Source organism: Faecalibacterium sp. I4-3-84, from assembly GCF_023347255.1.
Lineage (GTDB): Bacteria > Bacillota > Clostridia > Oscillospirales > Ruminococcaceae > Faecalibacterium > Faecalibacterium taiwanense.
The window spans coordinates 2,956,437-2,980,580 of the sequence record NZ_CP094466.1; the positions used below are offsets into that span (position 1 = coordinate 2,956,437).

General features: G+C 60.1%; 26 protein-coding genes. 14 read left to right on the forward strand and 12 right to left on the reverse strand.

Features of this window, described 5'->3' with window-relative positions:
- Positions 1-149: 149 nt before the first annotated feature.
- A complete protein-coding gene (locus MTP41_RS14675) occupies positions 150-1,292 on the reverse strand; it encodes a sporulation protein YqfD (RefSeq protein ID WP_249235817.1) in 1,143 nt (380 codons plus the stop codon).
- 9 nt (positions 1,293-1,301) lie between these two features.
- Positions 1,302-1,589: a YabP/YqfC family sporulation protein gene (locus MTP41_RS14680; RefSeq protein WP_249235818.1), complete on the reverse strand. Its 288-nt coding sequence runs from the start codon at positions 1,587-1,589 to the stop codon at positions 1,302-1,304.
- A 72-nt stretch (positions 1,590-1,661) separates the two neighbouring features.
- Here MTP41_RS14680 and MTP41_RS14685 point away from each other — a divergent pair, with 72 nt between their 5' ends.
- Positions 1,662-2,699 (forward strand): hypothetical protein, encoded by a 1,038-nt coding sequence (locus MTP41_RS14685; RefSeq protein WP_118527848.1) that lies wholly within the window; start codon positions 1,662-1,664, stop codon positions 2,697-2,699.
- A gap of 204 nt (positions 2,700-2,903) precedes the next feature.
- Here the strand turns inward: MTP41_RS14685 and MTP41_RS14690 are convergent, their stop codons facing one another.
- A complete protein-coding gene (locus MTP41_RS14690; RefSeq protein WP_249235819.1) occupies positions 2,904-4,271 on the reverse strand; it encodes an AAA family ATPase in 1,368 nt (455 codons plus the stop codon).
- 691 nt (positions 4,272-4,962) lie between these two features.
- Here MTP41_RS14690 and MTP41_RS14695 point away from each other — a divergent pair.
- Entirely contained in the window at positions 4,963-5,229 is a 267-nt protein-coding gene (locus tag MTP41_RS14695; protein ID WP_097774882.1) for an AbrB/MazE/SpoVT family DNA-binding domain-containing protein, read from the forward strand.
- Positions 5,226-5,492 (forward strand): type II toxin-antitoxin system RelE/ParE family toxin, encoded by a 267-nt coding sequence (locus MTP41_RS14700; protein ID WP_097774883.1) that lies wholly within the window; start codon positions 5,226-5,228, stop codon positions 5,490-5,492. Before MTP41_RS14695 ends, MTP41_RS14700 begins: the two co-directional genes overlap by 4 nt.
- A gap of 80 nt (positions 5,493-5,572) precedes the next feature.
- On the opposite strand, the gene MTP41_RS14705 is transcribed toward MTP41_RS14700, so the two are convergent.
- The 5 genes from MTP41_RS14705 to rpmB form a co-directional block, all read right to left on the reverse strand.
- On the reverse strand, positions 5,573-8,137 hold the full coding sequence (locus MTP41_RS14705; RefSeq protein WP_249235820.1) for a heavy metal translocating P-type ATPase: 2,565 nt from the start codon (positions 8,135-8,137) through the stop codon (positions 5,573-5,575).
- Between the two features lie 42 nt (positions 8,138-8,179).
- Positions 8,180-8,575 (reverse strand): metal-sensing transcriptional repressor, encoded by a 396-nt coding sequence (locus tag MTP41_RS14710; protein WP_249235821.1) that lies wholly within the window; start codon positions 8,573-8,575, stop codon positions 8,180-8,182.
- A gap of 143 nt (positions 8,576-8,718) precedes the next feature.
- Positions 8,719-9,474 (reverse strand): esterase family protein, encoded by a 756-nt coding sequence (locus tag MTP41_RS14715; RefSeq protein WP_249235822.1) that lies wholly within the window; start codon positions 9,472-9,474, stop codon positions 8,719-8,721.
- Between the two features lie 100 nt (positions 9,475-9,574).
- Complete coding sequence (locus MTP41_RS14720; protein WP_097801859.1) at positions 9,575-9,751, reverse strand: DUF4250 domain-containing protein; 177 nt, start codon at positions 9,749-9,751, stop codon at positions 9,575-9,577.
- A 69-nt stretch (positions 9,752-9,820) separates the two neighbouring features.
- The gene (rpmB, locus tag MTP41_RS14725) at positions 9,821-10,009 is read right to left on the reverse strand and encodes a 50S ribosomal protein L28 (RefSeq protein ID WP_082210844.1); all 189 of its coding nucleotides are present in this window, start codon (positions 10,007-10,009) and stop codon (positions 9,821-9,823) included.
- 212 nt (positions 10,010-10,221) lie between these two features.
- Between rpmB and MTP41_RS14730 the strand changes: the two genes are divergently transcribed.
- The 9 genes from MTP41_RS14730 to MTP41_RS14770 all read left to right on the forward strand — a co-directional run bounded on the left by MTP41_RS14730 (position 10,222) and on the right by MTP41_RS14770 (position 18,789).
- Positions 10,222-10,896 carry a site-2 protease family protein gene (locus MTP41_RS14730; RefSeq protein ID WP_249235823.1) on the forward strand — a complete coding sequence of 225 codons (675 nt, stop codon included), beginning with the start codon at positions 10,222-10,224 and terminating at the stop codon, positions 10,894-10,896.
- 2 nt (positions 10,897-10,898) lie between these two features.
- Complete coding sequence (locus MTP41_RS14735) at positions 10,899-11,621, forward strand: segregation and condensation protein A (RefSeq protein ID WP_249235824.1); 723 nt, start codon at positions 10,899-10,901, stop codon at positions 11,619-11,621.
- The gene (scpB, locus tag MTP41_RS14740) at positions 11,618-12,169 is read left to right on the forward strand and encodes an SMC-Scp complex subunit ScpB (protein WP_005941268.1); all 552 of its coding nucleotides are present in this window, start codon (positions 11,618-11,620) and stop codon (positions 12,167-12,169) included. Before MTP41_RS14735 ends, scpB begins: the two co-directional genes overlap by 4 nt.
- A gap of 3 nt (positions 12,170-12,172) precedes the next feature.
- Complete coding sequence (locus tag MTP41_RS14745; RefSeq protein ID WP_120120058.1) at positions 12,173-12,922, forward strand: DUF2953 domain-containing protein; 750 nt, start codon at positions 12,173-12,175, stop codon at positions 12,920-12,922.
- Positions 12,923-13,001: 79 nt separating this feature from the next.
- Positions 13,002-13,406, forward strand: coding sequence for a GerW family sporulation protein (gene ytfJ / locus MTP41_RS14750; RefSeq protein ID WP_249235825.1), 405 nt, complete (start codon positions 13,002-13,004; stop codon positions 13,404-13,406).
- A 323-nt stretch (positions 13,407-13,729) separates the two neighbouring features.
- Positions 13,730-14,560, forward strand: coding sequence for a pseudouridine synthase (locus MTP41_RS14755; protein ID WP_005941260.1), 831 nt, complete (start codon positions 13,730-13,732; stop codon positions 14,558-14,560).
- A 779-nt stretch (positions 14,561-15,339) separates the two neighbouring features.
- The gene (locus tag MTP41_RS14760) at positions 15,340-16,707 is read left to right on the forward strand and encodes a sodium-dependent transporter (protein ID WP_249235826.1); all 1,368 of its coding nucleotides are present in this window, start codon (positions 15,340-15,342) and stop codon (positions 16,705-16,707) included.
- Between the two features lie 59 nt (positions 16,708-16,766).
- Positions 16,767-17,489, forward strand: coding sequence for a LytR/AlgR family response regulator transcription factor (locus MTP41_RS14765; RefSeq protein WP_005941248.1), 723 nt, complete (start codon positions 16,767-16,769; stop codon positions 17,487-17,489).
- On the forward strand, positions 17,482-18,789 hold the full coding sequence (locus MTP41_RS14770; protein ID WP_044953604.1) for a sensor histidine kinase: 1,308 nt from the start codon (positions 17,482-17,484) through the stop codon (positions 18,787-18,789). Before MTP41_RS14765 ends, MTP41_RS14770 begins: the two co-directional genes overlap by 8 nt.
- A gap of 417 nt (positions 18,790-19,206) precedes the next feature.
- Here the strand turns inward: MTP41_RS14770 and MTP41_RS14775 are convergent, their stop codons facing one another.
- The 3 genes from MTP41_RS14775 to MTP41_RS14785 are packed head-to-tail and all read right to left on the reverse strand — an operon-like array spanning position 19,207 to position 21,371.
- On the reverse strand, positions 19,207-19,644 hold the full coding sequence (locus tag MTP41_RS14775; protein ID WP_005941235.1) for an aspartate carbamoyltransferase regulatory subunit: 438 nt from the start codon (positions 19,642-19,644) through the stop codon (positions 19,207-19,209).
- 1 nt (position 19,645) lies between these two features.
- Complete coding sequence (gene pyrB, locus MTP41_RS14780; RefSeq protein ID WP_120019753.1) at positions 19,646-20,587, reverse strand: aspartate carbamoyltransferase; 942 nt, start codon at positions 20,585-20,587, stop codon at positions 19,646-19,648.
- Between the two features lie 28 nt (positions 20,588-20,615).
- Entirely contained in the window at positions 20,616-21,371 is a 756-nt protein-coding gene (locus MTP41_RS14785; protein ID WP_249235827.1) for a GntR family transcriptional regulator, read from the reverse strand.
- Positions 21,372-21,568: 197 nt separating this feature from the next.
- On the opposite strand from MTP41_RS14785, the gene MTP41_RS14790 reads away from it, so the two are divergent.
- Together MTP41_RS14790 and MTP41_RS14795 are read left to right on the forward strand one after the other, a co-directional pair.
- Positions 21,569-22,117: a GNAT family N-acetyltransferase gene (locus tag MTP41_RS14790; RefSeq protein ID WP_097774894.1), complete on the forward strand. Its 549-nt coding sequence runs from the start codon at positions 21,569-21,571 to the stop codon at positions 22,115-22,117.
- A gap of 207 nt (positions 22,118-22,324) precedes the next feature.
- Positions 22,325-22,462, forward strand: a complete 138-nt coding sequence (locus tag MTP41_RS14795) for a hypothetical protein (protein ID WP_154255424.1) — start codon at positions 22,325-22,327, stop codon at positions 22,460-22,462.
- A 134-nt stretch (positions 22,463-22,596) separates the two neighbouring features.
- Here the strand turns inward: MTP41_RS14795 and MTP41_RS14800 are convergent, their stop codons facing one another.
- The gene (locus MTP41_RS14800; protein ID WP_154255425.1) at positions 22,597-23,964 is read right to left on the reverse strand and encodes an MATE family efflux transporter; all 1,368 of its coding nucleotides are present in this window, start codon (positions 23,962-23,964) and stop codon (positions 22,597-22,599) included.
- Positions 23,965-24,144 lie beyond the last annotated feature (180 nt).

Genomic DNA, 24,144 nt, shown 5'->3' on the forward strand with positions numbered 1-24,144 from the left:
GGGGAACAAACAATAAGCTTTTACGTCCCCCGGACGCTTGCCGGAGGGAAGCATGACCACCTGCGCTTGCAGATAGCACCTTAACGCCACCCTTCGGGGTGGCATTTTTAGTTTAGCATACTTTTTGACGAATTACAACGGGAATCCTTTCACCCGCAGATGTCCGCCGCCACGGTGTAGGTGACGGTATAGTCCAGTACATTGCCGTTCACGGTGCAGTCCTCTTTGCGGGCGATGTGCTCCGCGTCCGGCCATGCGGCGTACAGCGCCTGCAGGCTTTGCAGCCGGGCCAGCGCGGCGGCCTGCGCTTCGGTGCGGTGCAGCGTTTCCGGCTGCTGCACATAGCGGCAGGTCTCCTCCACAGAGCAGGGCAGGGCAAGGCCCAGCAGCGGCACCTCCGGCTGGAAGTGCCGGAGGATCACCGCCGCATGTTCCGGCGCAGGCGCGGCGGGCAGGGAGAAGGTGTGCCCGAACGCTGTCACCCGGTATGCGCGGGTGCACGCGCCGGTGTACTGCTGCACCGTCTCTTCCAAGGGCACGGTGCGGGTGTCGCTCCACTCAAACTGCGCAACCACCGTTCCGGCGGCGGGCGCAAAGATCAGGGTGCCGTCCCGCTCGGCGCGGGCTGTGCCAATGAGGCCCTGCCCGGCTTCCACCTGCTGGCCCGGCTGCACCAGCATGGTGCCGCTGGTAAGGTTCGTGCGCAGAACAGTGCCGCTGCATTTTGCCCGGATGCCATGCAGCGTTCCGGCGGCAATGTCCGGCTTGGGCCTGGCCGCGGCGGCTTCCACCACCAGCCGCCCTTTGGCAAAATTCAGGCTGGCCCAGGAGAACTCGCCGCTGTGCAAAAGGGCGTACTCCCCGGCGGTGAGCTTTGCCTCGGTCACAGCCGCACCGGGCTGCAGGCCCGCTTCCCGCAGGACGGCGCAGGCCCGCGCAGCCTGTCCGGTGGTGAGGGAAGAGGTGTCCGCATACCAGACGAACTGCTGTGCAAAGAGCAGCAGCGGCACAAACACCGCCAGCCCCGCCCAAAGCCCGGCCCGGCGCAGCAAGGGGCGCAGACGGAAATACAGCCCCAGCTTCCGGCGGATGCGCAGCCGCACCCGGTGCTTGCGGGCCAGCGCGGCAAGGCGCGGATACTGCCACGCGGCGCACCGCCCGCCAAACCCTCCCGGCAGGGCCGTTACCCCGTAGGGATGCAGCCCGGCCCGGGCGGCAGCGGTAAGCAGGGCTTCGGTGCTGCCATTGCATGCGGTGAACTCCACCGCGGCCCAAAGGCTTACCGGTTCCATGGGCACCTCCTAGTCATCCGCAAAGTCCGTGCGCACGAACCGCCCCCGCAGGGTCAGGCGGCTGGCGGTAAGGGTGACGATCTTCAGCCCGTCGCCGTAGATGGTCAACCGGCCATGGGGCATCTGCAGGCACAGCCGGTCGGGGCTGTAGGCCAGAATGCGGCAAAAGTGCTCCACCTCCATGCGGCCCCCGCTCAGGTAGACGGCAGGGGCGTGGTAAAAGCCCTGCGGCGGCTGACGGAACAGCAGGGCCAGCCAGCTTTGCGGCAAAAGCCGCTTTTTGCGCTTGGCACACATCCCATTCCCTCCCATCCCGCAGTTCTGCCCGCGGCGCGCTGCTACATATATATGGATGCGGAGGGCTGAGTTATGAATCGAAGCTGGAATTTCCGGCGGGGCGTGCTGCTGGCGCTGGCAGGGTACACGGCGTTTCTGGTGTTTGCCGCGCCGCAGCGCTGTGCCGATGCCCTGCAGGCGGGGCTGCGGCTGTGCGGCGGGCCGCTGCTGGTATCGCTGTTTCCGTTCCTCATCGTATCGGCGCTGGCGGCAGGCTGCGGGGCCGGGCAGTGGCTGGGCTTTGTGTTCCGGCCTGCGGCGCGGCTCATGGGCATCCGGGCAAAGGGCGCGGGCGGCGTGCTGCTCATTGGGGCCTTGGGGGGCTTTGCACCGGCGGCGGTGGCTGCGTCCGAAGCCGTGCGCACCGGTCAGCTCACTTCCCGGCAGGCCTCGGCGCTGCTGCCCGCCTGTGTGTGCAGCGGGCCGTCCTTTGTCATCCTCACGGTAGGGCAGCAGATGCTGGGCAGCCGCGCGGTGGGGGTGCGGCTGTTTGCGGCCCAGCTGCTGGCGGGATACCTCACGGCGGCGCTGCTGTGCCGGATGCAGGGCGGGGCCGGGCAGGCTCCACCCGCGCAGGGGGAAACCATTCAGCTGCCCGCACTGGACGCGGTGATCGCGCAGGCGGCAGTGACCTATCTGAAGCTCTGCGGCTTTGTGCTGTACTTCCGGCTGCTGGCGGCAGGGTGCGGGGCATTGCTGCCACAGCCGTGGGCGGCGCTGCCCGCCATGCTGCTGGAAGTGTGTTCCGGCTGCGATCAGGCCGCCCGCACCGGGCTGTGGGCCAGCACGCTGTGCTGTGCGGCGCTCAGTGTGCAGGGGGTGTCGGTGCTTTTGCAGGTGCGCACCATCTGCCCGGCCGAGATCTCGCTGCGGCCTTTGCTGGCAGCGCGGGCGGTGCATCTGCCGCTTTCGGTGGCGCTGTTCTGGCTGGGCAGCACCGTGCCGGTGCAGGCCGTGCAGACCTTTACCACCCTGACCGAACGGGTGGTGGTGCTGCGCCGCGTGCCGCTGGACTGCGCCCTGCTGGCCTTTGCCGTGTGCTGCATCACGGTGGAGGAGTTGGCACGTTAAGGCGCAGCCTGCGGTTTCGGGGAACTTTATCAGGTGCTACTGTAGGAGCGTTATCTGAGCAAGTGACTGATTTTTGACGAATGAGCGTGAAAAAAGACACTTTGTCAAGCTGATAAACTGACAACAGCGTGGCAAACAGAGTCACTTTGTCAGCAAGGGTCACTTTGTCAAATTGACAAACAGACAATTATAAACATAGATGCGTTATAATTTCGCCACTTTGTCACTTGTTTCTCCACGGTAGGGCATGGCAGTGAACCAACTACGTACGTTGCCGCCCTGATTGATCTGGTGCTTTGCGATCTCACCGGATTTTACAAGCTCACTGTACACACGGTTGTATGTACTGTCGCTGCACCCGATCTCCCGCAGGACGGCGGCGCGCAGCTCGTTGCTGGGCATCGACCCAAGGCGGCTCTCGGACAGAACATTCAGGATGGCGCTGCGGGTGTCCTGCCGGGTCTCCGCCGTGCGCACCCGCCGCTCCTCAATGAAGTCGGCATCCTTCTTGTCGGTGTAGCCGTCAAACACGGCCCGTGCAGTCTTTACGCCCTCCACCTCCACATCGTCGATGTGCAGCAGCACCGTCTGCTGGGGGCGGGCGTAGCTGTTTTTCTCGTGGCTGAGATAAATTTTGCCGTCGTTCTTGGCGCGGCCCATCATCAGCACGCTGCGGGCCATGTCCCAGATATCCGAGCTGTCGGCCAGACGTGCGCGGCCGGAAACGCCCTGCTTTTTGTTGGAGTGCATCACGATGAGCACCGCGCAGCCCTGCTTTGCGGCAATGGCGCGCAGCGGCAGCAGGGCACCGCGCATCTGGTTGCGGCTTGCCATCTCCACATCGGCGGGCAGAAAGCTCTGCAGCGGGTCCACGATGAGCAGCAGCGGCCCGGCCTTGGCGGCAAAATCCGCCAGTGCCTGATCCTTGAGGGTAAGGGGCTGGCCGGTCTTGCCAAAGTAGTCGTCGGCAGTCAGCACCAGCACCCGGTTCATGTCGGCCCCGGCCGCCAGCAGACGGGCCTTGAGCACCTTGCCGGGGTCGTCCTCGCCCGCAAGCAGCAGCACCTTGCCGGTCTGCTGCGGCGGCAGCGGAAAAAAGCCGGAGGTCTTGCCCGCCGTCACATAGGCAATGAGCTGTGCCTGCCAGATGCCCTTGCCGGTGCCGCCGTCGGCACCCAGCAGCGACACCTCGCCCAGCGGCAGCAGCTGCGGCACCAGCCACGCCACGCTCTGCATGGGCACATCGGCCAGCAGGCCGGGCTGCGCCGCGCTGCCCTCCAGCGCAAGCTTGCGCTGCTTTGCGTCCGCGTTCACGGCTGCCATAAAGGCTGCGGGGTCGGCCTGCCACGCCTGCTTGCAGGTGTTGAGCCATTGATCGATCTTGTAATTGACGGCGGGCAGCTGCATGTTGCAGGCTGCGCCGCGCACGTCGTCCAGCAGGTCTTCCCGTGCATCCGGGTCGGTCTGGTGGAACATTACCGCAAAGGTCAGGCGGCTGAACAGCTGCTGCTCGGTCCTGCAGGCATCCAGCATGTTCAGAAAGTCTGTGCGGTCCTGAGTGGATACTCCCAAAATACATTTCTCCTTTCGCTGTGGTTTATGACTGGAAGCAAAACCAAATGTTGTTGCTATAAGTATAACTCTGAAAAAACAACGTGTCAACAAATAGTTTTTGCGCAAAAAGCCACAGCTTCCGGGGCGAAAATGCACAGGAAAATGGGGAAAGAAAAAGAGAAGGCGGGCACCTTCTCTTGACAAAACGGCAAAAAATAACTATACTATAAATAGAAAAGGTGCTGTCCGCAATGGTCAGCTCCTTCCGGTTAGATCAATAAGAATGACCGCTTACCGTTTGGAGACAGGGGCGGTCATTTCTTATTGTTATGGATCTCTTTGAAGATTGCCCATGCGATCTGAAATGTAATTCCAACTGTACCGCCAACAATGACGAACAGCTGCAGAACATCGTTCAACACCATGATGCATCCCCCCTTCCGCGTTTGCGAACGGGGGAACAAACAATAAGCTTTTACGTCCCCCGGACGCTTGCCGGAGGGGAGCATGACCACATGCGCTTGCAGACAGCACCTAATCACCGCCTTTTTAGGCGGCATTTTTAGTTTAGCATACTTTCTGACGAAATACAATAAGAACCCACAGAAACGACGCTTTGTAAAATTTTATGGTGCATGGTTGCTTTTTGAAAAAAGCAGAGTATAATAAAAGTGAGAAAGTGAGAAAATCGCACAAAGGAGGATGAAGGATGCTGACGGAATTGAGGACAAAATCCCAGATCACCATTCCAAAGGATATTGTAATGAAGATGGGCCTGCGTGAGGGCGACAAGCTGGAGATCGTGGAGAAGGATGGCGTGATCGAGCTGATGCCGGTAGCCGTTTACCCCAAAAAGTATCTGGACGAGCTGCGCAGCGAGATCAACGAAGCAAAGGCCAAAATTGCGGCAGGGGAGCAGCCGGTGTTCGACACTGTGGACGCACTGTTTGAAGCGCTGGACGGTGCGGACGAATGAATTATAAGATCACCTACACCAAACGATTCATAAAGAACCTGAAGCGTTTGAACGCAGCGGAGCGGGCGCAGCTGAAAAAGAAGCTGGAAATTCTGGAAATGGACCCGCTGTATCCGTCGCTGCGCACAAAGCGTATTCAAGGCACGGTAGACTTGTTCGAGTTCAGCGTAAACATGGATGTGCGGGTTATCTGGCAGTACGACGGTGATACGATCATTCTGCTGTTGGACATCGGACACCATGATATTCTGAATCAATTTTAAAAGCCTGTAAACACGATAAAAAGGCCGCTGCGTTCACATGCAGCGGCCTTTCCATTTGATGGGGAGTATTCAGCGGCGGTTTACTGGATGCCGGTCACAGGGTAGTCCTGATCCTCAACGGCCTTCTTCAGCACGTCGTCGGCGACCTCGGCGTTCAGGGTGACGATGGCGGTGCCGGCCTCGTGGCTCACCACGGCCTCGTCCACCTCGGGCAGGGCTTCCAGAGCCTTCTTCACGCGGGCTTCGCAGTGGCCGCACATCATGCCTTCCACTTTCAGGGTCTTTTTCATAGCAGTGTCCTCCTTGGTACTCTCTTTATTTGCAATCGCTGCGGGCTGTGCGGAGACAGCGGGCAGGGAAGCAGCATTTTTTGCCGCACGATCGTGCTTTGTGCTGTGCACGTCGAACAGGTTCAGGCGCAGGGCGTTGCTTACCACGCAGAAGCTGGAAAGGCTCATGGCAGCAGCACCGAACATGGGGTTCAGCGTCAGGCCGAAGGGGATGAACACACCTGCGGCCAGCGGGATGCCGATGATGTTGTAGATGAACGCCCAGAACAGGTTTTCGTGGATGTTGCGCAGGGCAGCGCGGCTCAGGCGGATGGCGGCGGGCACGTCCGACAGCTTGGAGTTCATCAGCACCACGTCTGCCGCGTCGATGGCAACGTCGGTGCCTGCGCCGATGGCGATGCCGGTGTCGGCACGGGTCAGGGCCGGGGCATCGTTGATGCCGTCGCCCACCATGGCCACCTTGCCGGATGCCTGCAGCTGGCGGATGACCGCTTCCTTGCCGTCGGGCAGCACGCCTGCGATCACCTCGTCCACGCCTGCCTGCCTGCCAATGGCATCGGCAGTGCGCTGGTTGTCACCGGTGAGCATGACCACGCGGATGCCCATGGCCTGCAGCTCCCGGATGGCGCGGGGGCTGTCTTCCTTGATGGTATCGGCCACCGCGATGATGCCCAGCAGACGGCCTGCTCCGCCGAAGAACAGGGGCGTTTTGCCCTGTGCGGAAAGGGCCGCGGCCTTCTCCTGCAGCTGTGCGGGCACGGTGACTTTGGTGCCGATAAAAGACGCATTGCCGCCAAAGATCTCCACGCCGTCCAGCTTTGCGGCCAGACCGTTGCCTGGCAGGGCGGCAAAGCCGGATACCTCGGGGGCGGTGAGCTTCTGCGCGTCGGTGCAGGCCAGCACGGCCTTTGCCAGCGGGTGCTCGCTCTTGCGCTCCAGTGCGGCGGCAAGGGTGAGCAGCTCCGCCTCGGAAACGCCCTCGGCGGGCAGAATGTCGGTCACTTTTGGTTCACCGCTGGTGATGGTGCCGGTCTTATCCAGCGCCACGATCTGGGTGCGGCCTGCAGCTTCCAGCGAAGCGGCGGTTTTGAACAGGATGCCGTTCTTGGCACCCAGACCGTTGCCCACCATGATGGCCACCGGCGTTGCCAGACCCAGCGCACAGGGGCAGCTGATGACCAGCACGGAGATGCCGCGGGCCAGCGCATAGCCCAGCTCCCGGCCCAGCAGCAGCCACACGATGGTGGTGACCACCGCAATGGTAATGACCGCAGGCACGAAGAAACCGGACACCGTATCGGCGATTTTTGCAATGGGAGCCTTGGTGGCGGCGGCATCGCTGACCATCCGGATGATCTGAGCAAGGGTGGTGTCCTCGCCCACGCGGGTGGCCCGGCACTGCAGGAAACCGGACTGGTTGGTGGTGGCAGCGCTCACCTTATCGCCCGCAGCCTTGTCCACGGGGATGCTCTCGCCGGTCAGGGCGCTCTCGTTCACGGCGCTGGTGCCTTCCAGCACGATGCCGTCCACGGGGATGTTCTCGCCCGGGCGTACCACAAAGATGTCCCCCTTCTGCACCTGCTCGATGGGCACGGTCACTTCGGCACCGTCCCGCAGCAGGGTGGCGGTCTTGGGGGCCAGCTTCATCAGGCTCTTGAGCGCGTCGGTGGTCTTGCCCTTGGAGCGGGCCTCCAGCATCTTGCCCACCGTGATGAGGGTCAAGATCATGGCAGCGGACTCAAAGTAGAACTCCATCATATAATGCATGACCAGCTCACTGTTGCCGTCCACCTGCGCGCGGGTCATGGCGAACAGGGCGTAGGTGCTCCACACAAAGCTTGCCATGGAACCCATGGCCACCAGCGTGTCCATGTTGGGTGAGCCGTGGAGGAGGCCCTTGAAGCCGTTGATGAAGAACTTCTGGTTGATGACCATGACGATGCCCGCCAGCAGCAGCTGCACAAGGCCCATGGCGATGTGGTTGCCGTCGAACCAGCGGGGCAGGGGCCAGCCCCACATCATGTGGCCCATGGAGAAGTACATCAGCACCAGCAGAAAGCCCAGCGACGCAATGAGCCGCCGCTTGAGTTTGGGGGTCTCGTGGTCGGCCAGCGCGTCAAGGTCGGCGCTGGTGGCGCTGGCAGCCGCCGCGCCCGCACGCTTGGGGCTGGCACCGTAACCGGCATCCTGCACGGCCTTGATGATCTCGGCAGAGCTGGCGGTGCCCTCCACGCCCATGGAGTTGGTCAGCAGGCTCACCGAACAGCTGGCAACGCCGGGCACCTTGCTCACGGCCTTCTCCACCCGGGCGGAGCAGGCTGCGCAGCTCATGCCGGTAACGTTGTATTGTTCCATAAAATATCACTCCTACGTTGAGTATGCACGGGAAAGGGCTTCTTATTTCATGAGCTTGGGCAGCAGATTCATCAGCTCGTCCAGCTTTGCCTCGCTGCCCGCGCGCAGGTCGTCCGCTACGCAGGTGGAGATGTGCTGTGCCAGCAGCTCCTTGGAAAAGCTGTTCAGCGCCGAGTTCGCCGCCGCCACCTGCACAAGGATGTCCACGCAGTAGGCATCCTTTTCCAGCATGCCGCGGATGCCGCGCACCTGCCCCTCGATACGGCTGAGCCGGTTCAGCAGGGCCTTGTGTTCCTCAGGGGTGCGGTCCTTGTGGCGGCAGCAGGAGGGGGTGACGCTTTCGGTGGGCACAGCGGATGCGTCAACGGCCGGAGCCGTGGCAGCTTCGGGCTGGGCGGGCGTGCCGCAACAGCAGCAGGGCTTTTTCTCGTTATCCATAAAATATCTCCTTTACCCATAGGGGGTATGTGTCTTACAGCATGAGTATAGCACAGCAAACCCGATAAATCAAGTAGGAAATTGAAAAATACAAACAAAAAGAGGGAAGGCACTGCAAATGCCTTCCCTCTATCAAATCACTTTTACTTCTCCAGAATCCGCGGCACAAACAGGCCCAGCATCTTGCCCCACCAGTACCACTCGTGGGAGACATCGCCGCCCCAGACCTCGAGGTGGGCGGGCAGGCCCTGTGCGGCCAGCACATCGGCCAGCGCCTGCGTGTCGGCTTTGGCGTCGTCCTCGTAGGCACCCTGACCGGCGCAGAGCATCAGGCTGTTCTCCTCGGCCTTGGCCAGAGCCAGCTTGTCGGCGATGCCGTTCTCGGCCAGATACTGCAGGGGAGAGCCGCGCAGCACCAGATCGTCGGCTTCACTGCCCCAGAAGCGGGCCAGATCGTAGATGCCGGAAAGGCCGATGGCACCGGCAAAAAGCTTGGGACGGCGCAGGCGGCAGTTGACGGCGTGCACAGCGCCAAGGTCGATGCCCACACACCACAGCTTAGCATCCTTTGCGGCACCGTTCAGGGCCAGCACCCGGGGAGCCAGCTCGGCGGTAAGGTAGACGAAGTACTTTTCCTCCATCTCGGCGCGGCGGCGCACCGGGATGTCGCCGTTCAGTACGGCCTCGCCGTCAATGCTGTCGGCACAGAACAGCTGCACCTTGCCCTCGTTCAGCAGCTGGGCAATGGCATCGGGCATGCCGTTGTTCTCCCAATCATAAAAGCGGCCGCCGCGGGCAGGCAGGGCCAGCACCGGCACACCGGCGCTGCCATACACCTTGAACTCCATCTCGCGGTTCAGCACGCTGCTCCACTCTTTGTAATAGGTACCCTGGATCATAAATCAAGCACTCCTTGTTTCTATATTCACCGGCCCGGGCGCAGTCGCTGCACGTCGGTGCCGGTCGTCAGCGATCAAAAGAAAGCTTTCTCTGGAAATATCACACGAACTGGTTGCGCTGGGCATCGTACTCGTAGCCCACGGCCCGGAGCTTTGCGCAAAGGTCGGCCTTGTCGGCATCCATGTCTTCGCACAGAGCATCGAGGTTTTTGTAAAAATCACGCAGCTTCAGGTTCACCACGCTCAGCAGCATGATGGGATCGTTAGGCAGAGCCATGTGTTTTGCCTCCTTACAGCAACAAAAAAAGCCGGCCACTCGACAAAGTGGCCGGCCACATACACCAAATTAGACAGCGCGGGTAACTTTGCCAGCGCGCAGGCAACGGGAGCATGCGTAGACGTACTTGGGAGAACCCTCAACGACCGCCTTGACACGACGGACATTCGGCTTCCAGGTACGGTTGGAACGACGATGAGAGTGAGAAACCTTGATACCAAAGGCAACACCCTTGCCGCAGCATTCACATTTAGCCATGGTACTTGCACCTCCTGCAGTGAAGTAAGGAATCAAAATAATCAGCTTGACTATTGTAGCAGATTGCCGGGCAAAATGCAAGCCTTTTTTCAAAAAATATTGCGTTTTTTGGAAAACAGGCAAGCATGCTCGCCCTCTCCGAATACCCCCTTGTCTAAAACCTCAAAAAATAGTATTATATATGGTATACTGAAAAAAGGCAGGAATATCGAATGACCTCTCAGGGCATCTATTATCTCATCCGCGCGCTGGTGGCGCTGGTGGCCATCCCCTTCCACGAGTGCGGCCACGCGCTGGCAGCATGGCTGCTGGGCGACGACACCGCAAAGCGGCAGGGGCGGCTTTCGCTGAACCCCTTTGCCCACTTTGACCTGCTGGGCACGCTGTGCATGGTGTTTGCGGGCGTGGGCTGGGCAAAGCCCGTCTCCACCGACCCCCGCAATTTCAAAAACCCCAAGTGGGGCATGGCCCTTACCGCGCTGGCAGGCCCTGCGGCAAACATGATCCTTGCCTATGTGGGCATGGTGGCGTGGAAGCTCATGTACTACTGGGCACCGGTGAACGATGCCACCATCTACATTGCCATGTTCCTGCAGTACCTTGTGCTGATGAACGTGAGCCTTGCCGTGTTCAACTTGATCCCGGTGCCGCCGCTGGACGGCAGCCGCATCCTGCTGGTGCTGCTGCCCCGGCGCATCTACTTTGGCCTGATGAAGTACGAGCGCTATATCATGATCGCCCTGCTGGCGGCAGTGTGGTTCGGCGCACTGGATACCCCCCTGTACTACCTGAACAACATTGTGTGGGAGCTGCTGGGCAAGGGCACCGGCTACATTGATAAGATCGCGTATTCCGTCTACTATGCCGGCCTTGGGACGGTGGTGTGAGCGTGGCAGAAGAACTGACCTTCCATCTGGAAGATTTTGACGGCCCGCTGGAATTATTGCTGGCGCTTGTGGCCAAACATAAGATGGACCTGCACAACATCCCCATTCTGGAGCTGATCGACCAGTACACCGCCACTGTGGCGCGGGCCGACCCGGACCCGGAAGCCGCCAGCGCCTTCATCGAGATGGCCGCGCGGCTGGTGGAGATGAAAAGCTACCTGCTTTTGCCCCGCAGCGAAGAGGGCGAGCGCATGAAGCAGGAGTTCACCGGCCAGCTGATCGAGTACGACCAGTGCCGCCGCATGGCTGCGCTTTTGCGCCAAAAGGCCGAAGCTGCGCCGGTTTTTGTGCGTCCGCCCATGGAGATGGAGTTCGATAACACCTACGACCTGCACCATGCGCCGCAGGTGCTGGCGGATTACTGGGCCGCGCTTTCCGGCCGCACCAAGCTGCACCGGGAGCCTACCCAGCAGCAGTTCGAGCCGCTGGTCACAGCGCCCATGGTGTCGGTGACGAGCCGGGTGGTGTACATTCTGCGGCACCTGATCAGCGGCACAGCGGCAAAAATGAGCCAGCTGTTCAGCCGCCAGCAGACCCGCAGCACCAACGTGGCCACCTTTCTGGCCTTGCTGGAGCTGGTGCGCGGCGGCCGCGTAAAGCTGGACGACGAGGGCCGGCTGACCATGCAGCGGGGCCGCATCCAACGTGATAAGGAGAAGGAATGAACCAGAAACAGATCCGTGCAGCCGTGGAAGCCATGCTGTTTGCCAGCGGCGACCCCATTGGTGCCGACAAGCTGGCCCAGGCGGTGCAGCTGCCGCAGCTCAGCGTGGAAGCCGCGCTGGAAGCCCTGCGGGAGCGCTACGCCCGGGAGGACAGCGGCCTGTGCCTGCTGCACCTGAACACCCGCTGGCAGCTTGCCACCAAGACCGAGTGGGCCGACTGCATCCGCCGCCTGCTGGACAGCCGCCGCGCAGTGCCCCTTGGCCCCGCCGCCATGGAGACCCTGACCGTGATCGCCTACAACCAGCCGGTGTCCCGCGCCTTCATCGAGCAGGTGCGCGGCGTGGATTCCTCGTCCAGCGTGTCGGGCCTGCTGGAAAAGGGCCTCATTGAGGAAGCCGGCCGCCTTGACCTGCCGGGCAGGCCGGTGAGCTTCCGCACCACCGACACCTTTTTGCGGGTGTTCGGCCTTTCTTCTCTGGCCGACCTGCCGCCGGTGCACGGACAAGAGACGGAAACGAACGCATCACCGACAGAAAGTGAGGGGTAACGCATGGGAGCATTCCTCGCCGCGCTGGGCGCAGTGCTGCTGTTCATCCTCCGGGTGGTCGGCATTCTGCTGCTGGTGGTGCTGATCTTACTGGTGCTGTTGCTGCTGTGCCCCTTCTGCGCAGACCTGTGCTGGGAGCACGGTGTGCTCACCGTAAAGGCCGGTGCGCTGGGCATCACCTTCCCGGTGTTCCAGTACCCGAAGCCGGAGCCGCCGCCCGCACCGGAAAACCCGGCCCCACCCAAAGGCTTTGGCAAAGTGAAAGCAAAATTTGCTGCATGGCGCGCTGAGCGCAAGCGGAAAAAGGCAGAGGAGAAGGCCCGCAAAAAGGCCGCCGCCGCTGCCGCCAAGGCAAACAAGCCCGCCCAGCCCCGCAAAAAAGCAAAGATCACGCTGGAGATCCTCTGCACCATGCTCAAAGGTGCGGGCACTTTGACCAAAGCTGTGTTCGGTGCGCTGCGCATCACAAAAATACAGGTGCGCCTTGGTGTGCGCGGGGAGGACCCCGCCGCCGCTGCCCGCAGCTACGGCAAGCTGCAGGCGTGGCTGTACCCGGTGCTGGGCGTGCTGGACCGCTTTCTCTGGCTGCAGTTCGATGAGCTGCGCATCCTGCCGGACTTTGGCAGCGGGCAGCCCACCGTGGAGGACCGGGTGTCCTGCCGGGTGAGCGCGCAGGCACTGTTCATCGTCCTTGCGGCGGTGCGGGTGCTGTACGAGTTCTGGCGCAAAAAAGTATTGGACATCTTCCTATAATGTGGTACACTATAAGGGTATCCGGATCTGCAGACAACGGGCCTTTGCCCGAATCAAACCGATAAAGGAGAGCTGTTTTATGGCTGAGCATCCCATTCAGGGCCTGATGAACGTTACCATGGAGAAGATCCACCAGATGGTGGACTCCAACACCATCATTGGCAAGCCCATCATCACCGAGGACGGCACCACCATCCTGCCGGTTTCCAAGGTGAGCTTTGGCTTTGCCTCCGGCGGCACCGACTTTGACGGCAAGAACGCCGCCAACAAGGACCTGTTCGGCGGCGGCTCCGGTGCGGGTGTGAACATCCAGCCGGTGGCCTTCCTCGTGGTAAAGGACGGCTGCGTGCGCACCATCCAGCTGTCGGACAACGCCGACACCATCAACCGTGCCCTGACCATGCTGCCGGAGCTGGTGGACAAGGTTGCCGCCCTCATCAAGAAGGACGAAAAGGCCCCGGAAGCCGCACCTGCTGAAAAGTGATACGGTGCGCTAGGACTTCTCCAAAGGACTGACGAGCTCGCCCTCTCAGGCTCACTTTGTTCGCCAGCTCCCCCAAAGGGGGAGCCTTTGGCAAAACCGGAAAGTTTACCGTACTGCCAAGGCCTCTCACTTTGGGAGAGGTGGCACGGCATAAGCCGTGACGGAGAGGGCGAGGCTGTTCTGTCGGTCTATTACCTATCCCTTTTTATACAAGCCGTAACTGTGAGCTTCCAACTCACAGTTTTGATACAGGCGCACCCGCACCCCAAAACAGGGGAGAGGTGCGCATTTTGAGCGCCGGGAGGCGCACAAGGAGTTTTATTATGGCAGAAGAACGTATTCAAAAGATCATGGCTGAACAGGGTCTGTGCTCCCGCCGTGCGGCAGAACAGATCATTGCCGAGGGCCGCGTGAAGGTCAACGGCCACCCCGTCAAGGTGGGCGACAAGATGGACCCCAACCGCGACGTGCTGCACGTGGACGACGAGCGCATCTATATCCGCAAGGATCAGCAGATGTACTATCTGGCCCTGTACAAGCCCCGCGGCTATGTGACCACCGCCAGCGACGAGCTGGGCCGCAAGACCGTGATGGAGCTGGTGAGCGATATCCCCGCCCGCCTGTACCCGGTGGGCCGTCTGGATAAGGACAGCGAGGGCCTGCTGCTCATGACCAACGACGGCGCGTTTGCGCAGGCCGTCACCCATCCGTCGGGCGGCATCTCCAAGCTGTACCGCGTCACCGTGCAGCCCCGCGCCGATGAAAGCCAGATCCTGAAGCTGAGCAGCGGCGTTGTGCTGGACGACGGCACCAAGACCATGCCCTGTGCCATCAACGTTGTTACCGACGAGCCGGGCCGCACCGTGATGGAAATGACCCTGAAAGAGGGCAAGAACCGCGAGATCCGCCGCATGTGCGAGACCGTGGGCCTTGAGGTGGTGCGCCTGAAGCGCAACGCCGAGGGCGTGGTGAAGCTGGGAATGCTCAAGCCCGGCACCTACCGTGAGCTGACCAAGGCAGAGATCAACGGTCTGCGTGCCGCTGCCGCCAAGGGCCGCGCCCAGACCCGCAGCGCCGCAGTGCAGTCCAAGGCTGCCGAGCGCCGCCCCCGCGGCCCGGTGGGCAAGGGTACTGCCCCCAAAAAGCGGAAGTAAGCCTATATACCTATATAAACGAAAAGAAAGCACCTGTACAGCGGGTGCTTTCTTTATTGTAAAATGTTATTTTTTATGATATCATAAAGATGCCGCCCGAAAAGGCGGTGATTCGGTGCTGTCTGCAAGCGCAGGTGGTCATGCTTTCCTCCGGCAAGCGTCCGGGGGACGTAAAAGCTTATTGTTTGTTCCCCCGTTCGCAAACGCGGAAGGGGGGATGCATCATGGTGTTGAACGATGTTCTGCAGCTGTTCGTCATTGTTGGCGGCACAGTTGGGATTACATTTCAGATCGCATGGGCAATCTTCAAAGAGATCCATAACAATAAGAAATGACCGCCCCAGTCTCCAAACGGTGAGCGGTCATTCTTCTTATTGACCAATTAGCCGGAGGAAGCTGACCATTGCGGACAGCACCTTCTCTATTTGTAGTATAGTTTCTTTTTGTTGGTTTGTCAAGAGATGGTTCTCGGCTGTTATGCAAGGCATTTTTATATAAGTGAATAACTGTCAGCTCTTCACCTTTCAGGTGAGAAAAATTTCAGCCCGCCGCAAATACACCGAAAACGGACGCATCTGCAACGAAAATTGCGGTACGGCCCTGCGGCAGGACGGGCTGTGCACGCGGGAAAGACAAAGAACACTTTTGACAACAAAAGTTCATCTCGCTGAAGCGCCCCTGTTCTTCGACCAAATTTGTGCTATAATACAAAAGCAACGCTTCGCCCGGCCCCGCAAAGGGCAGGGCAGAGCAGAACGGAAAACAAGGAGTTTGGAATCATGGAAAGAGAAAAACTGAAGTCCCGTCTGGGCTTCATTCTGCTTTCGGCGGGCTGTGCCATCGGCATTGGCAACGTGTGGAAGTTCCCTTATATTGCCGGTCAGGGCGGCGGCGGCGCATTCGTGCTGTTCTACCTGATCTTCCTCATCATTCTGGGCCTGCCCATCATGACCATGGAGTTTGCAGTGGGCCGCGCTTCCCGCAAAAGCCCGGTGCGGGCCTATCAGGCACTGGAAAAGCCGGGCCAGAAGTGGCACATCCACGGCTACCTCACCCTCATTGGCTGCTATCTGCTCATGATGTTCTACACCACCGTGGCAGGCTGGATGCTGCACTATTTCTACATGACCGCCACCGGTAAGCTGGCAGGCCTGAACGCCGATCAGGTGGCTGGCAAGTTTACCGAAATGCTGGCAGACCCCGGCGTGATGACCTTCTGGATGGTGTTCGTGGTGGCACTGGGCATCTTTGTATGCGCCAAGGGCCTGCAGAACGGCCTTGAGCGCGTGACCAAGGCCATGATGATCGCCCTGCTGGTGATCATGGTGGTGCTGGCCGTCAACAGCCTGTTCATGCCCGGCGCAAAGGAAGGCCTGAGCTTCTTCCTCGTGCCCGACTTCGGGCGCATGAAAGAGGTGGGCGTGGTCAACACGCTGGTGTCCGCCATGAATCAGGCCTTCTTCACCCTGAGCCTTGGCATTGGCGCAATGTCCATCTTTGGCAGCTACATCGGCAAGGAGCACTCCCTGCTGGGCGAGTCCGCCCGCATCGTGGTGCTGGATACCTTCGTGGCCATCACCGCCGGTCTCATCATCTTCCCGGCCTGCTTCACCTACGGTGTAGACCAGACCAGCGGCCCCAGCCTGATCTTCATTACCCTGCCCAACATCTTTGCCAACATGGCCATGGGCCGGTTGTGGGGCTCCCTGTTCTTCCTGTTCATGGCCTTTGCGGCGCTTTCCACCGTGCTGGCCGTGTTCGAGAACATCATCTGCTGCGGCATGGAGCTGACCGGCTGCAGCCGCAAGAAGTCCAGTCTGGTGAACTTCGTGCTCATCACTCTGCTTTCGCTGCCCTGCGTGCTGGGCTACAACGTGTGGGCATGGGACGGCTTTGCCGTGTTCGGCGGCGCTGTGCTGGATTTGGAGGACTTCCTCGTGAGCAACCTGTTCCTGCCGCTGGGCAGCTTGGTGTACCTGCTGTTCTGCGTTACCAAGTACGGCTGGGGCTGGGACAACTATAAAAAGGAAGTCAACACCGGCAAGGGCCTCAAGATGCACGACTGGATGCGCGGTTACCTGACCTGCGTGCTGCCGGTGATCGTGCTGTTCATCTTTGCCTTTGGCCTCTACGATAAATTTCTCTGATAGTTACTTTGGCCCCTCTTACTGCAAGAGGGGCCTTTTGCGGCAGAAAGGAACCTTCCATGCATATCCTGATCTGTGACGACGATGCGGCGTTCGGCGCGCGCATGGCAGAATATGTCACCGTCTACTTTACCGCCCGCAGCGTGCAGGTGCACACCGCCGTCTGCACCAGCGCAGCCGAGGTGCTTGCAACGCCGGGGCTGGAGCTGTATCAGCTGGCGTTTCTGGACGTGGACATGCCCGGTGCAAACGGCATGGTGCTGGGCCGTCAGCTCAAGCAGAAGTGCCCCGGCCTGATGCTGGTGTATGTTTCGGCCTATCTGGAATTTGCGCTGGAAGGCTACACGGTGAACGCCTACCGCTACCTGCTCAAGCGGGACATTGCGCGCACCCTGCCCAAGTGTCTGGACGACCTGCTTGCCGCCCTGACCGACCAGCGCAAGACCCTGACGGTGCACCACAACCGCACCGAAACGGAAATTCCGCTGGATCAGATCTATTATCTGGAAAGCGACCTGCGCCAGATCAACGTCTACGGCGACATTGCCCGCCGGCCCATCTGCACCTACTACGGCAAGATCGCCGACCTGCCGCCCATGCTCTACGAGAACGGCTTTTTGCAGGTGAGCCGCAGCGATGTGGTGAACATGAAATATGTGCGCAGCATCCGCAGCTACCGCGCCCTGCTGAAAAACGGGGTGGAGCTGAGCGTGAGCCGCGCAGGCTATGCGGCCATCCAGAACGCATATCTGGAATGGAAGGGGCAGTATGTGGATGAGTGATGCATTTGCGGAAATGATGCTGGGGCATCTGGTGTGTCTGGTCCAGGGGAACGCCTTTATTCTGGTGGAGTGGGCCTATCTGGGCAGGGGAAAACTGCGCTGGCCGGTTCTGTGGGCAGAGCTGCTGTGTATGGGGCAGCTGGGCCTGTCACTCGCAACAGGAATGTCATTTTTCAATGTGCAGAGCGTCCTGCTCAATGTGCTGTACCTTTTTGTTACGGCGCAGCTGTTTGGCGGAACCTTTGCCGATAAGCTCACCGCCTGCCTGATCAACGGCACCATGTGCCTGCTGGTGGAGAACACGGTCAACTATACCTACTCCTGGTTCACCGGAGTACGCACCGGCGAAGCATGGCAGCACCCCGGCTGCCTGATCGCGCTGTGCGCCGCGAACCTTATCGTGGGTGCAGCAGTTGCGCATTCCCTGTACAGCTGGAACCAGAAGTGTGCTCTGCAGCCGCTGCAGGCGCTGGTGATGTCCTTTTTCCCCGGGGTGGCTGTGGTGCTGAACATTGTGCTGATGGTCACAGGGACCCAGCAGCCCGCTACCCGGATGACCATGCTGCTCACCTTTGGCATGAGCGTGGCGGTGCTGGTGCATATCGCCATCGTGCAGATGTTCAACGATCAGGTGGTGCAGCGGCAGAACTCCCGCTACCGTGCTCAGCTGGAACAGCAGCGTGCCGAAGCCCTGCTGGATTCCTACACGGAACAGCGCCGCCTGACCCACGAGTTCACCAACCACATGACAGCCCTTACCGCCCTGCTGGATCAGGGAGATCTGAAAGGCGCACAGGCCTACATTGCCAGCGTGAGCAAAACGGTGGCGGCGGGCACCACCATCATGGATACCCACAACCCGCTGCTGGATTCCATTCTGAGCAAAAAATACGAAGAAGCGGCAAAAGTTGGCGTGAACATTTACTTTGACCTGTGCGATCTCAAGCGGATGCCCTTCGACAGCATGGATATGGTCATCGTGCTCTCCAACCTTCTGGACAACGCCACCCGCGCCGCAGCGCAGGCCCTGCCGCCGGAGGTGCATGTGCGCATCCGCAAAACGCCGGAAGAATACCTGATCTCGGTGCGCAACCGCGTGCAGGAAGACCTGCTGCTGGAGGAGGGCAAGCTGCCCGGCACCACCAAAAAGGAGAGCGGCCACGGCATGGGCCTTGCCAACGTGCAGGACGTGCTGCGCAAGTACGGTGCCGAGTACACCGTGAGCTGCCGCGACCGGTGGTTCCGGTTTACCTGCGCCATCCCGTGCGCAGTTCATGACATGAGCACCGACAATTTATGACATGTTCTGTGCAACAGGCACGCAACAATGCTATACTAAGGCCAGTAAAGGTGACCTCCTGCCGGGGCAGGGCGGATTTGCGGCCAAAGGAAACCTTGGTGATGCTTTGCCCCCTGTGCAGTGATCCGGGCAGCGGTGCGTGTTAAGCTGCCCTGCTTTCCCTTTGCTCTTCGCTGTGCAGTCCTTGTGCGCTGCGCAGCTCATCTGGCGGGGCTTTCAACGGCGAACTTTGGGGTTTGCTGCTGATAAAGTCACTCGGTACGTCGCATTTCTGTCCGGCAGGTGCTGCTTGTGGGAATGGAGCATCTGCCGCACAGGGCATTTGCGTCGGTGAGAGTTCCGTCAGATTTTTTTATTGCAAAAAAAGAGCTGCTGTACGGCAAAATTGCCTGATACAGCAGCTCTTTTTCTGTGTCGTTATTCCGGCTTTACCTGCAGCTCCTGCTCGCAGTAGATGCAGCGGTATTTGCCGTTGGAGCTCAGCTCAAAGATCTGGTCGCACTCTTCCTCAATGGAGGAGATGCAGCGGGGGTTGCGGCATTTTACAATGTTCACAAGGCGCTTGGGGGGCATCGGCTTTTCCTTGCGCACGGCCTTGCCGTTTTCAATGATGGTCACGCTGATGCCCGGGTCAAGGTAGGCCAGCACATCCAGGTTCAGCCAGGAAGCATCGCCCTCCACCTTGATGATGTCCTTGCGGCCGCTGGCGGTCTTGCTGCTGCGTGCATTCTGGATCAGCGCCACGCTGGCGGTGCGGTTGCCCGCAATGCCCAGCAGGTCCATCAGGCCAATGGCAGTGCCTGCCTTGATGTGGTCGATCACGATACCGTTCTGAATTTCATCGATGTTCAGCATATCAGTTTTCCTCCTTAGGTGCCTTGGGGTCGCGCAGGCCCAGCAGGGTCATGATCAGTGCCATACGCACATACACGCCGTTCTGCACCTGCTCAAAGTAGGCGGCACGCGGGTCGTCGTCCACGTCCAGTGCGATCTCGTTGACGCGGGGCAGGGGATGCAGCACAGCCATATCCGGCTTTGCAAGGCCCATCTTTTCCTTGGTGAGGATGTAGCTGTTCTTCAGGCGGATGTAGTCCTCCTCGTTGAAGAAGCGCTCCTTCTGCACGCGGGTCATGTACAGGATGTCCAGCTCCGACATGGATTCCTCCAGACTGCGGGTCTCCTTGTAGGGGATGCCGTTGGCCTCCAGCACGTCCTTTACGATGTAGTCCGGCACGCGCAGCTCTTCCGGGCTGATAAGCACGAACCGGATGTTCTTGCAGCGGGCCATGGTCTTGATGAGGGAGTGCACGGTGCGGCCGAATTTCAGGTCGCCGCACAGGCCGATGGTCAGGTCATCCAGCCGTCCCATGCGGCGGCGGATGGTCATGAGGTCCGTCAGGGTCTGGGTGGGGTGCTGGTGGCCGCCGTCGCCCGCGTTGATCACCGGGATGCGGGAGTAGCGGGAAGCGCGCAGCGGTGCGCCCTCTTTGGGGTGGCGCATGGCCACGATGTCCGCATAGCAGGACACCACGCGGATGGTGTCGGCAACGCTTTCGCCCTTGCTTGCGCTGGACACGTTCTCACTGGGAAAGCCCAGAACATGGCCGCCAAGGTTCAGCATGGCTGCCTCAAAGGAGAGGCGGGTGCGGGTGGAAGGCTCGTAGAACAGGGTAGCCAGCTTTTTATGCCGGGCCACCTCCTGATACGCGGCCGGGTCGTCATGGATGCGGTCGGCCAGGTCGAGCAGAGTGGAAATTTCCTGCTGGGTAAAATCCAACGGGTCGATCAGATGTCGCATGGGTGCATACCTCCGTCAGTTTTTTGGTTTAGAGCAGCTTGCGTAAAATGGAAAAATCAAAGAAGTTTGTGTAGTAGCTCAGCGAGCGCATCACCGGGCGGCACAAACGATTGAAACACACTTCGTCCAGCAGCAGCATGGCCTCGCCCGGAGCAAGGCGCATGGCGGAGCGGATGGCATCGTCGCCGCAGCTTGCCTTCAGGTGGGCGACGTTGGAGGAGATCTGCTGGTGGCACTCCCGTTCCAGAATATCGAACACGCCGCCGGTCAGGTCGATGCGGGTGTAGTCTCTGGCACCGAACAGTGCTCTGGGCAGGTAGTCGATGGAGTAGATCACCGGGGTGGTATCGGCCAGAATGCGCTTTTTGATGCAGATCACGTCGTCGCCCGGCTCAATTTCCAGATCGCGGGCCAGCTCTTCACCGGCACGGATGGGAAATACCTGAATGCCGTCGGCGTGGGGGTAGCTGCCAAAGCTGCGGATCAGCGGGTAGTATTCCAGCTTCTGGTCCAGCCGGCTGCGCAGGCCCAGCACAGCGCGGTTCACCACCGTGCCAATGCCGCGCACGCGCTCCACATAGCCTGCGCGCTCCATCTCGCTCAAAGCATCGCGGATGACGGTGCGGCTCACGCCCAGCTCAGCGGCAAGATCTACCTCGGCGGGCAGACGGTCGGCCCGGGCATAGCGTCCGGTGCGCAGCTCTTCCAGCAGACTGGCAACGATGCGGTCGCTGATCACAGCACCGCCCAATCGGTTGGAAGAGGTAAGTGCAGATTCCTTCATGGTTCGGTTCCTCCGTTCACGGGCAGGGGATGCTCCCCGCCGGGACTTGAAGCCTGCGCCGCACGGCACCTTTGTGACCACGCCATACGCCGCAGACCCCTTTATACTTTATTATAACATAAATTGACATTTATAAAAGCGGCATTTATACTGGAAACAGCGAAAAAGTATGATTTTATTTTGGAGGGAAACGCAAGATGGAAGTTTTTCTGCACAAGATCTGCGGCCAGCCGGTGCAGCCGCCGGTGTCCATGCAGCTGCGCCGCTGCACGCCGGAACAGGCCCCGGCGGTGTACGCCTTGCAAAACGAGGTGCGCGCCGCCATGCCGGACCCGGAGCAGTTCGTGCCGGACACGCTGGAAAACATCACGGCCTATGTCCGCAATGACCTGTGCATCGGCGCATGGCAGGGCAGCCGCCTTGGCGGGTATCTCATCGTGCGCTTCTGCGGGCGCAGCGCACACAACTATGCGGCCTTCATGGATGTGCCGCGCACCGAGTGGGAGCACTGGGCCAATGCGGACAGCGCCATCGTCCACGCAGACTTTCGCGGCAACGGCCTGCAACGGCTCATGCTGGAAGCAGCGCTGCCGCTTTTCCCGAAAAAAATCACCCACATCGGTGCTACCGTCAGCCCGCAGAACCAGTACAGCCTGCACAACGCCCTTGCGTCCGGTTTTGCCATCGTCTCCCGGCGGGAAATGTACGGCGGCCACGACCGCTACCTGCTGGCAAAGGAGCTGTAAAAAGTTGTAATTCGTCAAAAAGTATGTTAAACTAAAAACGCCACCCCGAAGGGTGGCGTTAAGGTGCTGTCTGCAAGCGCAGGTGGTCATGCTTCCTGCCCGTTATCGCTGCTCTTTCTACATAGAACGAAGCAGAGGTTCCGGGAGTGGAACTTTTTTGCAAAATGAAACTTCCCGGAGCCTTGAAGGCGAAGGGAGGGATATCCGGTGACTCTGTTGGAAACCCTCGCACTGCTCACCTTCATTCTCACACTGTTGGGTCTGATCGTGGACGTGATCCGTCTGGCCGTTGAGGTCATGACAATGTTTTCCAAGCACAAAGCCGATGATAGCAAAAAAGACTGACCGCCCAGCTACCAACTCGTGCGGTCAATCTTTTCTTGACTAAACGGGCAAGGAGCTGACCATTGCGGACAGCGCCTTTTCTGTTTGTAGTATAGTGCTTTTTTCAGGGATTGTCAAGGGCGCAGGGCTTCTCTTTACGCCGCCTGTAGTGTCTGACCTCTCTGGCGCATCTTGTGCCGCACCACCAGCAGGCAGGCCAGGTGCACGGCAGCCGTCAGCACCCAGCTGATGGGGTAGCTGATGTACAGCATGAACGGTGTGCGGTTCAGCTGGAAGATGGTGGCGATCCACACCAGCCGCAGCAGGCAGCTGCCCACAAGGCTCACCACCATGGGCAGCACGCTGTAGCCAAGGCCGCGCAGGCTGCTGGCCAGCGTATCCATGATGCCGCACAGCAGGTAGGTGCCGCAGATCACCCGCAGGCGCTCGTATCCGGCAGCGATCACCGCCGCATCCGAGGAGTAGAAGTGCAGCAGCTGGGTGCCTGCCAGCACCGCACCGCCGCCCAGCACCACGCCGGTCACGATGGCGCACAGCAGGCAGTTGAGGACAACACGGTTCAGGTTCTGATACTTGCGCGCGCCCATGTTCTGGCTGGTAAAGGTGACGGCAGCCTGCGAAAAGGCGTTCATGGCGGTATAGACGAAGCCCTCCAGATTGGCGGAGGCCGAACTGCCTGCCACCACCGTGGAGCCGAAGGAGTTGATGGCAGACTGGATGACCACGTTGGACAGGCTGAACACGGTGCTCTGCAGACCGGCAGGCAGGCCGATGAGCAAAATCTGCTTCAGGGCACCCATGTGGAAGCCCAGATGATGCAGATCCAGATGCAGCGCGCCCTCCTCCTTCATCAGCATCCGCGTCACCATGCAGGCGGAAACGGTCTGACTGATGATGGTAGCCAGCGCCACGCCTGCCACGCTCATGGAAAAGCCAATGACGAACACAAGGTTCAGCACCACGTTGATGAGACCGGCTGCTGCCAGACAGTACAGCGGGCGCTTGGTGTCGCCCACAGCGCGCAGCAGCGCACTGCTGAAGTTGTACAGCATGGTCATGGGCATCCCGATGAAATAAATTTTAAGGTACAGCGCAGAGAGGTCGATCACATCCTCCGGGCAGCTCATCAGCTCCAGCAGCCCCCGGGCTGCAAAGAACCCCACCACAGCCAGCAGCACGCCGCTGACAAGGCCCAGCGTCACCGAGGTCTGCACCGTGTCCTGTACGCCGTGGTCATCCTTTGCGCCAAAGCAGCGGGCCGCCACCACGTTTGCGCCCAGCGAAAGCCCTACGAACAGGTTCACCAGCAGGTTGATGAGGGAGCCGTTGGAGCCGACGGCGGCCAGTGCGGTGCTGCCCGCAAAGCGGCCCACGACCACTACGTCCGCAGCGTTGAACAGCAGCTGCAGAATGCTGGAAGCTGCCAGCGGGATGGAGAACAGGATGATCTTTTGGAGCATCGGGCCGCTGGTCAGGTCAGCGGAGCGGCTTGTCTGAGCCATGAGAAGAGTGCCTCCTTTTTATCGTTTACGCGGAGAAGCTGTTTTCCGAAGCATTGCACACTGCTTAGAAGGACAGCATCTGAGATGTAAATTTTTCGTAAATAAAGGGAACCGAAGGCATATTATAACGCGCGGCGCAGAAAAATACAAGTGGCACCGCCGAAAAAAGACAGTTTTTTT

What these genes read in the sequence shown, in the direction of transcription:
- MTP41_RS14800 (WP_154255425.1), bottom strand. Translation starts at nt 23,964, where the DNA reads ATGGCTCAGACAAGCCGCTCCGCTGACCTGACCAGCGGCCCGATGCTC.
- pyrB (WP_120019753.1), bottom strand. Translation starts at nt 20,587, where the DNA reads ATGCGACATCTGATCGACCCGTTGGATTTTACCCAGCAGGAAATTTCC.
- MTP41_RS14685 (WP_118527848.1), top strand. Translation starts at nt 1,662, where the DNA reads ATGAATCGAAGCTGGAATTTCCGGCGGGGCGTGCTGCTGGCGCTGGCA.
- MTP41_RS14785 (WP_249235827.1), bottom strand. Translation starts at nt 21,371, where the DNA reads ATGAAGGAATCTGCACTTACCTCTTCCAACCGATTGGGCGGTGCTGTG.
- MTP41_RS14720 (WP_097801859.1), bottom strand. Translation starts at nt 9,751, where the DNA reads ATGGCTCTGCCTAACGATCCCATCATGCTGCTGAGCGTGGTGAACCTG.
- MTP41_RS14730 (WP_249235823.1), top strand. Translation starts at nt 10,222, where the DNA reads ATGACCTCTCAGGGCATCTATTATCTCATCCGCGCGCTGGTGGCGCTG.
- MTP41_RS14700 (WP_097774883.1), top strand. Translation starts at nt 5,226, where the DNA reads ATGAATTATAAGATCACCTACACCAAACGATTCATAAAGAACCTGAAG.
- MTP41_RS14790 (WP_097774894.1), top strand. Translation starts at nt 21,569, where the DNA reads ATGGAAGTTTTTCTGCACAAGATCTGCGGCCAGCCGGTGCAGCCGCCG.
- MTP41_RS14760 (WP_249235826.1), top strand. Translation starts at nt 15,340, where the DNA reads ATGGAAAGAGAAAAACTGAAGTCCCGTCTGGGCTTCATTCTGCTTTCG.
- MTP41_RS14715 (WP_249235822.1), bottom strand. Translation starts at nt 9,474, where the DNA reads ATGATCCAGGGTACCTATTACAAAGAGTGGAGCAGCGTGCTGAACCGC.
- scpB (WP_005941268.1), top strand. Translation starts at nt 11,618, where the DNA reads ATGAACCAGAAACAGATCCGTGCAGCCGTGGAAGCCATGCTGTTTGCC.
- MTP41_RS14770 (WP_044953604.1), top strand. Translation starts at nt 17,482, where the DNA reads ATGAGTGATGCATTTGCGGAAATGATGCTGGGGCATCTGGTGTGTCTG.
- MTP41_RS14675 (WP_249235817.1), bottom strand. Translation starts at nt 1,292, where the DNA reads ATGGAACCGGTAAGCCTTTGGGCCGCGGTGGAGTTCACCGCATGCAAT.
- MTP41_RS14765 (WP_005941248.1), top strand. Translation starts at nt 16,767, where the DNA reads ATGCATATCCTGATCTGTGACGACGATGCGGCGTTCGGCGCGCGCATG.
- ytfJ (WP_249235825.1), top strand. Translation starts at nt 13,002, where the DNA reads ATGGCTGAGCATCCCATTCAGGGCCTGATGAACGTTACCATGGAGAAG.
- MTP41_RS14775 (WP_005941235.1), bottom strand. Translation starts at nt 19,644, where the DNA reads ATGCTGAACATCGATGAAATTCAGAACGGTATCGTGATCGACCACATC.
- MTP41_RS14705 (WP_249235820.1), bottom strand. Translation starts at nt 8,137, where the DNA reads ATGGAACAATACAACGTTACCGGCATGAGCTGCGCAGCCTGCTCCGCC.
- MTP41_RS14680 (WP_249235818.1), bottom strand. Translation starts at nt 1,589, where the DNA reads ATGTGTGCCAAGCGCAAAAAGCGGCTTTTGCCGCAAAGCTGGCTGGCC.
- MTP41_RS14745 (WP_120120058.1), top strand. Translation starts at nt 12,173, where the DNA reads ATGGGAGCATTCCTCGCCGCGCTGGGCGCAGTGCTGCTGTTCATCCTC.
- MTP41_RS14755 (WP_005941260.1), top strand. Translation starts at nt 13,730, where the DNA reads ATGGCAGAAGAACGTATTCAAAAGATCATGGCTGAACAGGGTCTGTGC.
- MTP41_RS14710 (WP_249235821.1), bottom strand. Translation starts at nt 8,575, where the DNA reads ATGGATAACGAGAAAAAGCCCTGCTGCTGTTGCGGCACGCCCGCCCAG.
- MTP41_RS14695 (WP_097774882.1), top strand. Translation starts at nt 4,963, where the DNA reads ATGCTGACGGAATTGAGGACAAAATCCCAGATCACCATTCCAAAGGAT.
- rpmB (WP_082210844.1), bottom strand. Translation starts at nt 10,009, where the DNA reads ATGGCTAAATGTGAATGCTGCGGCAAGGGTGTTGCCTTTGGTATCAAG.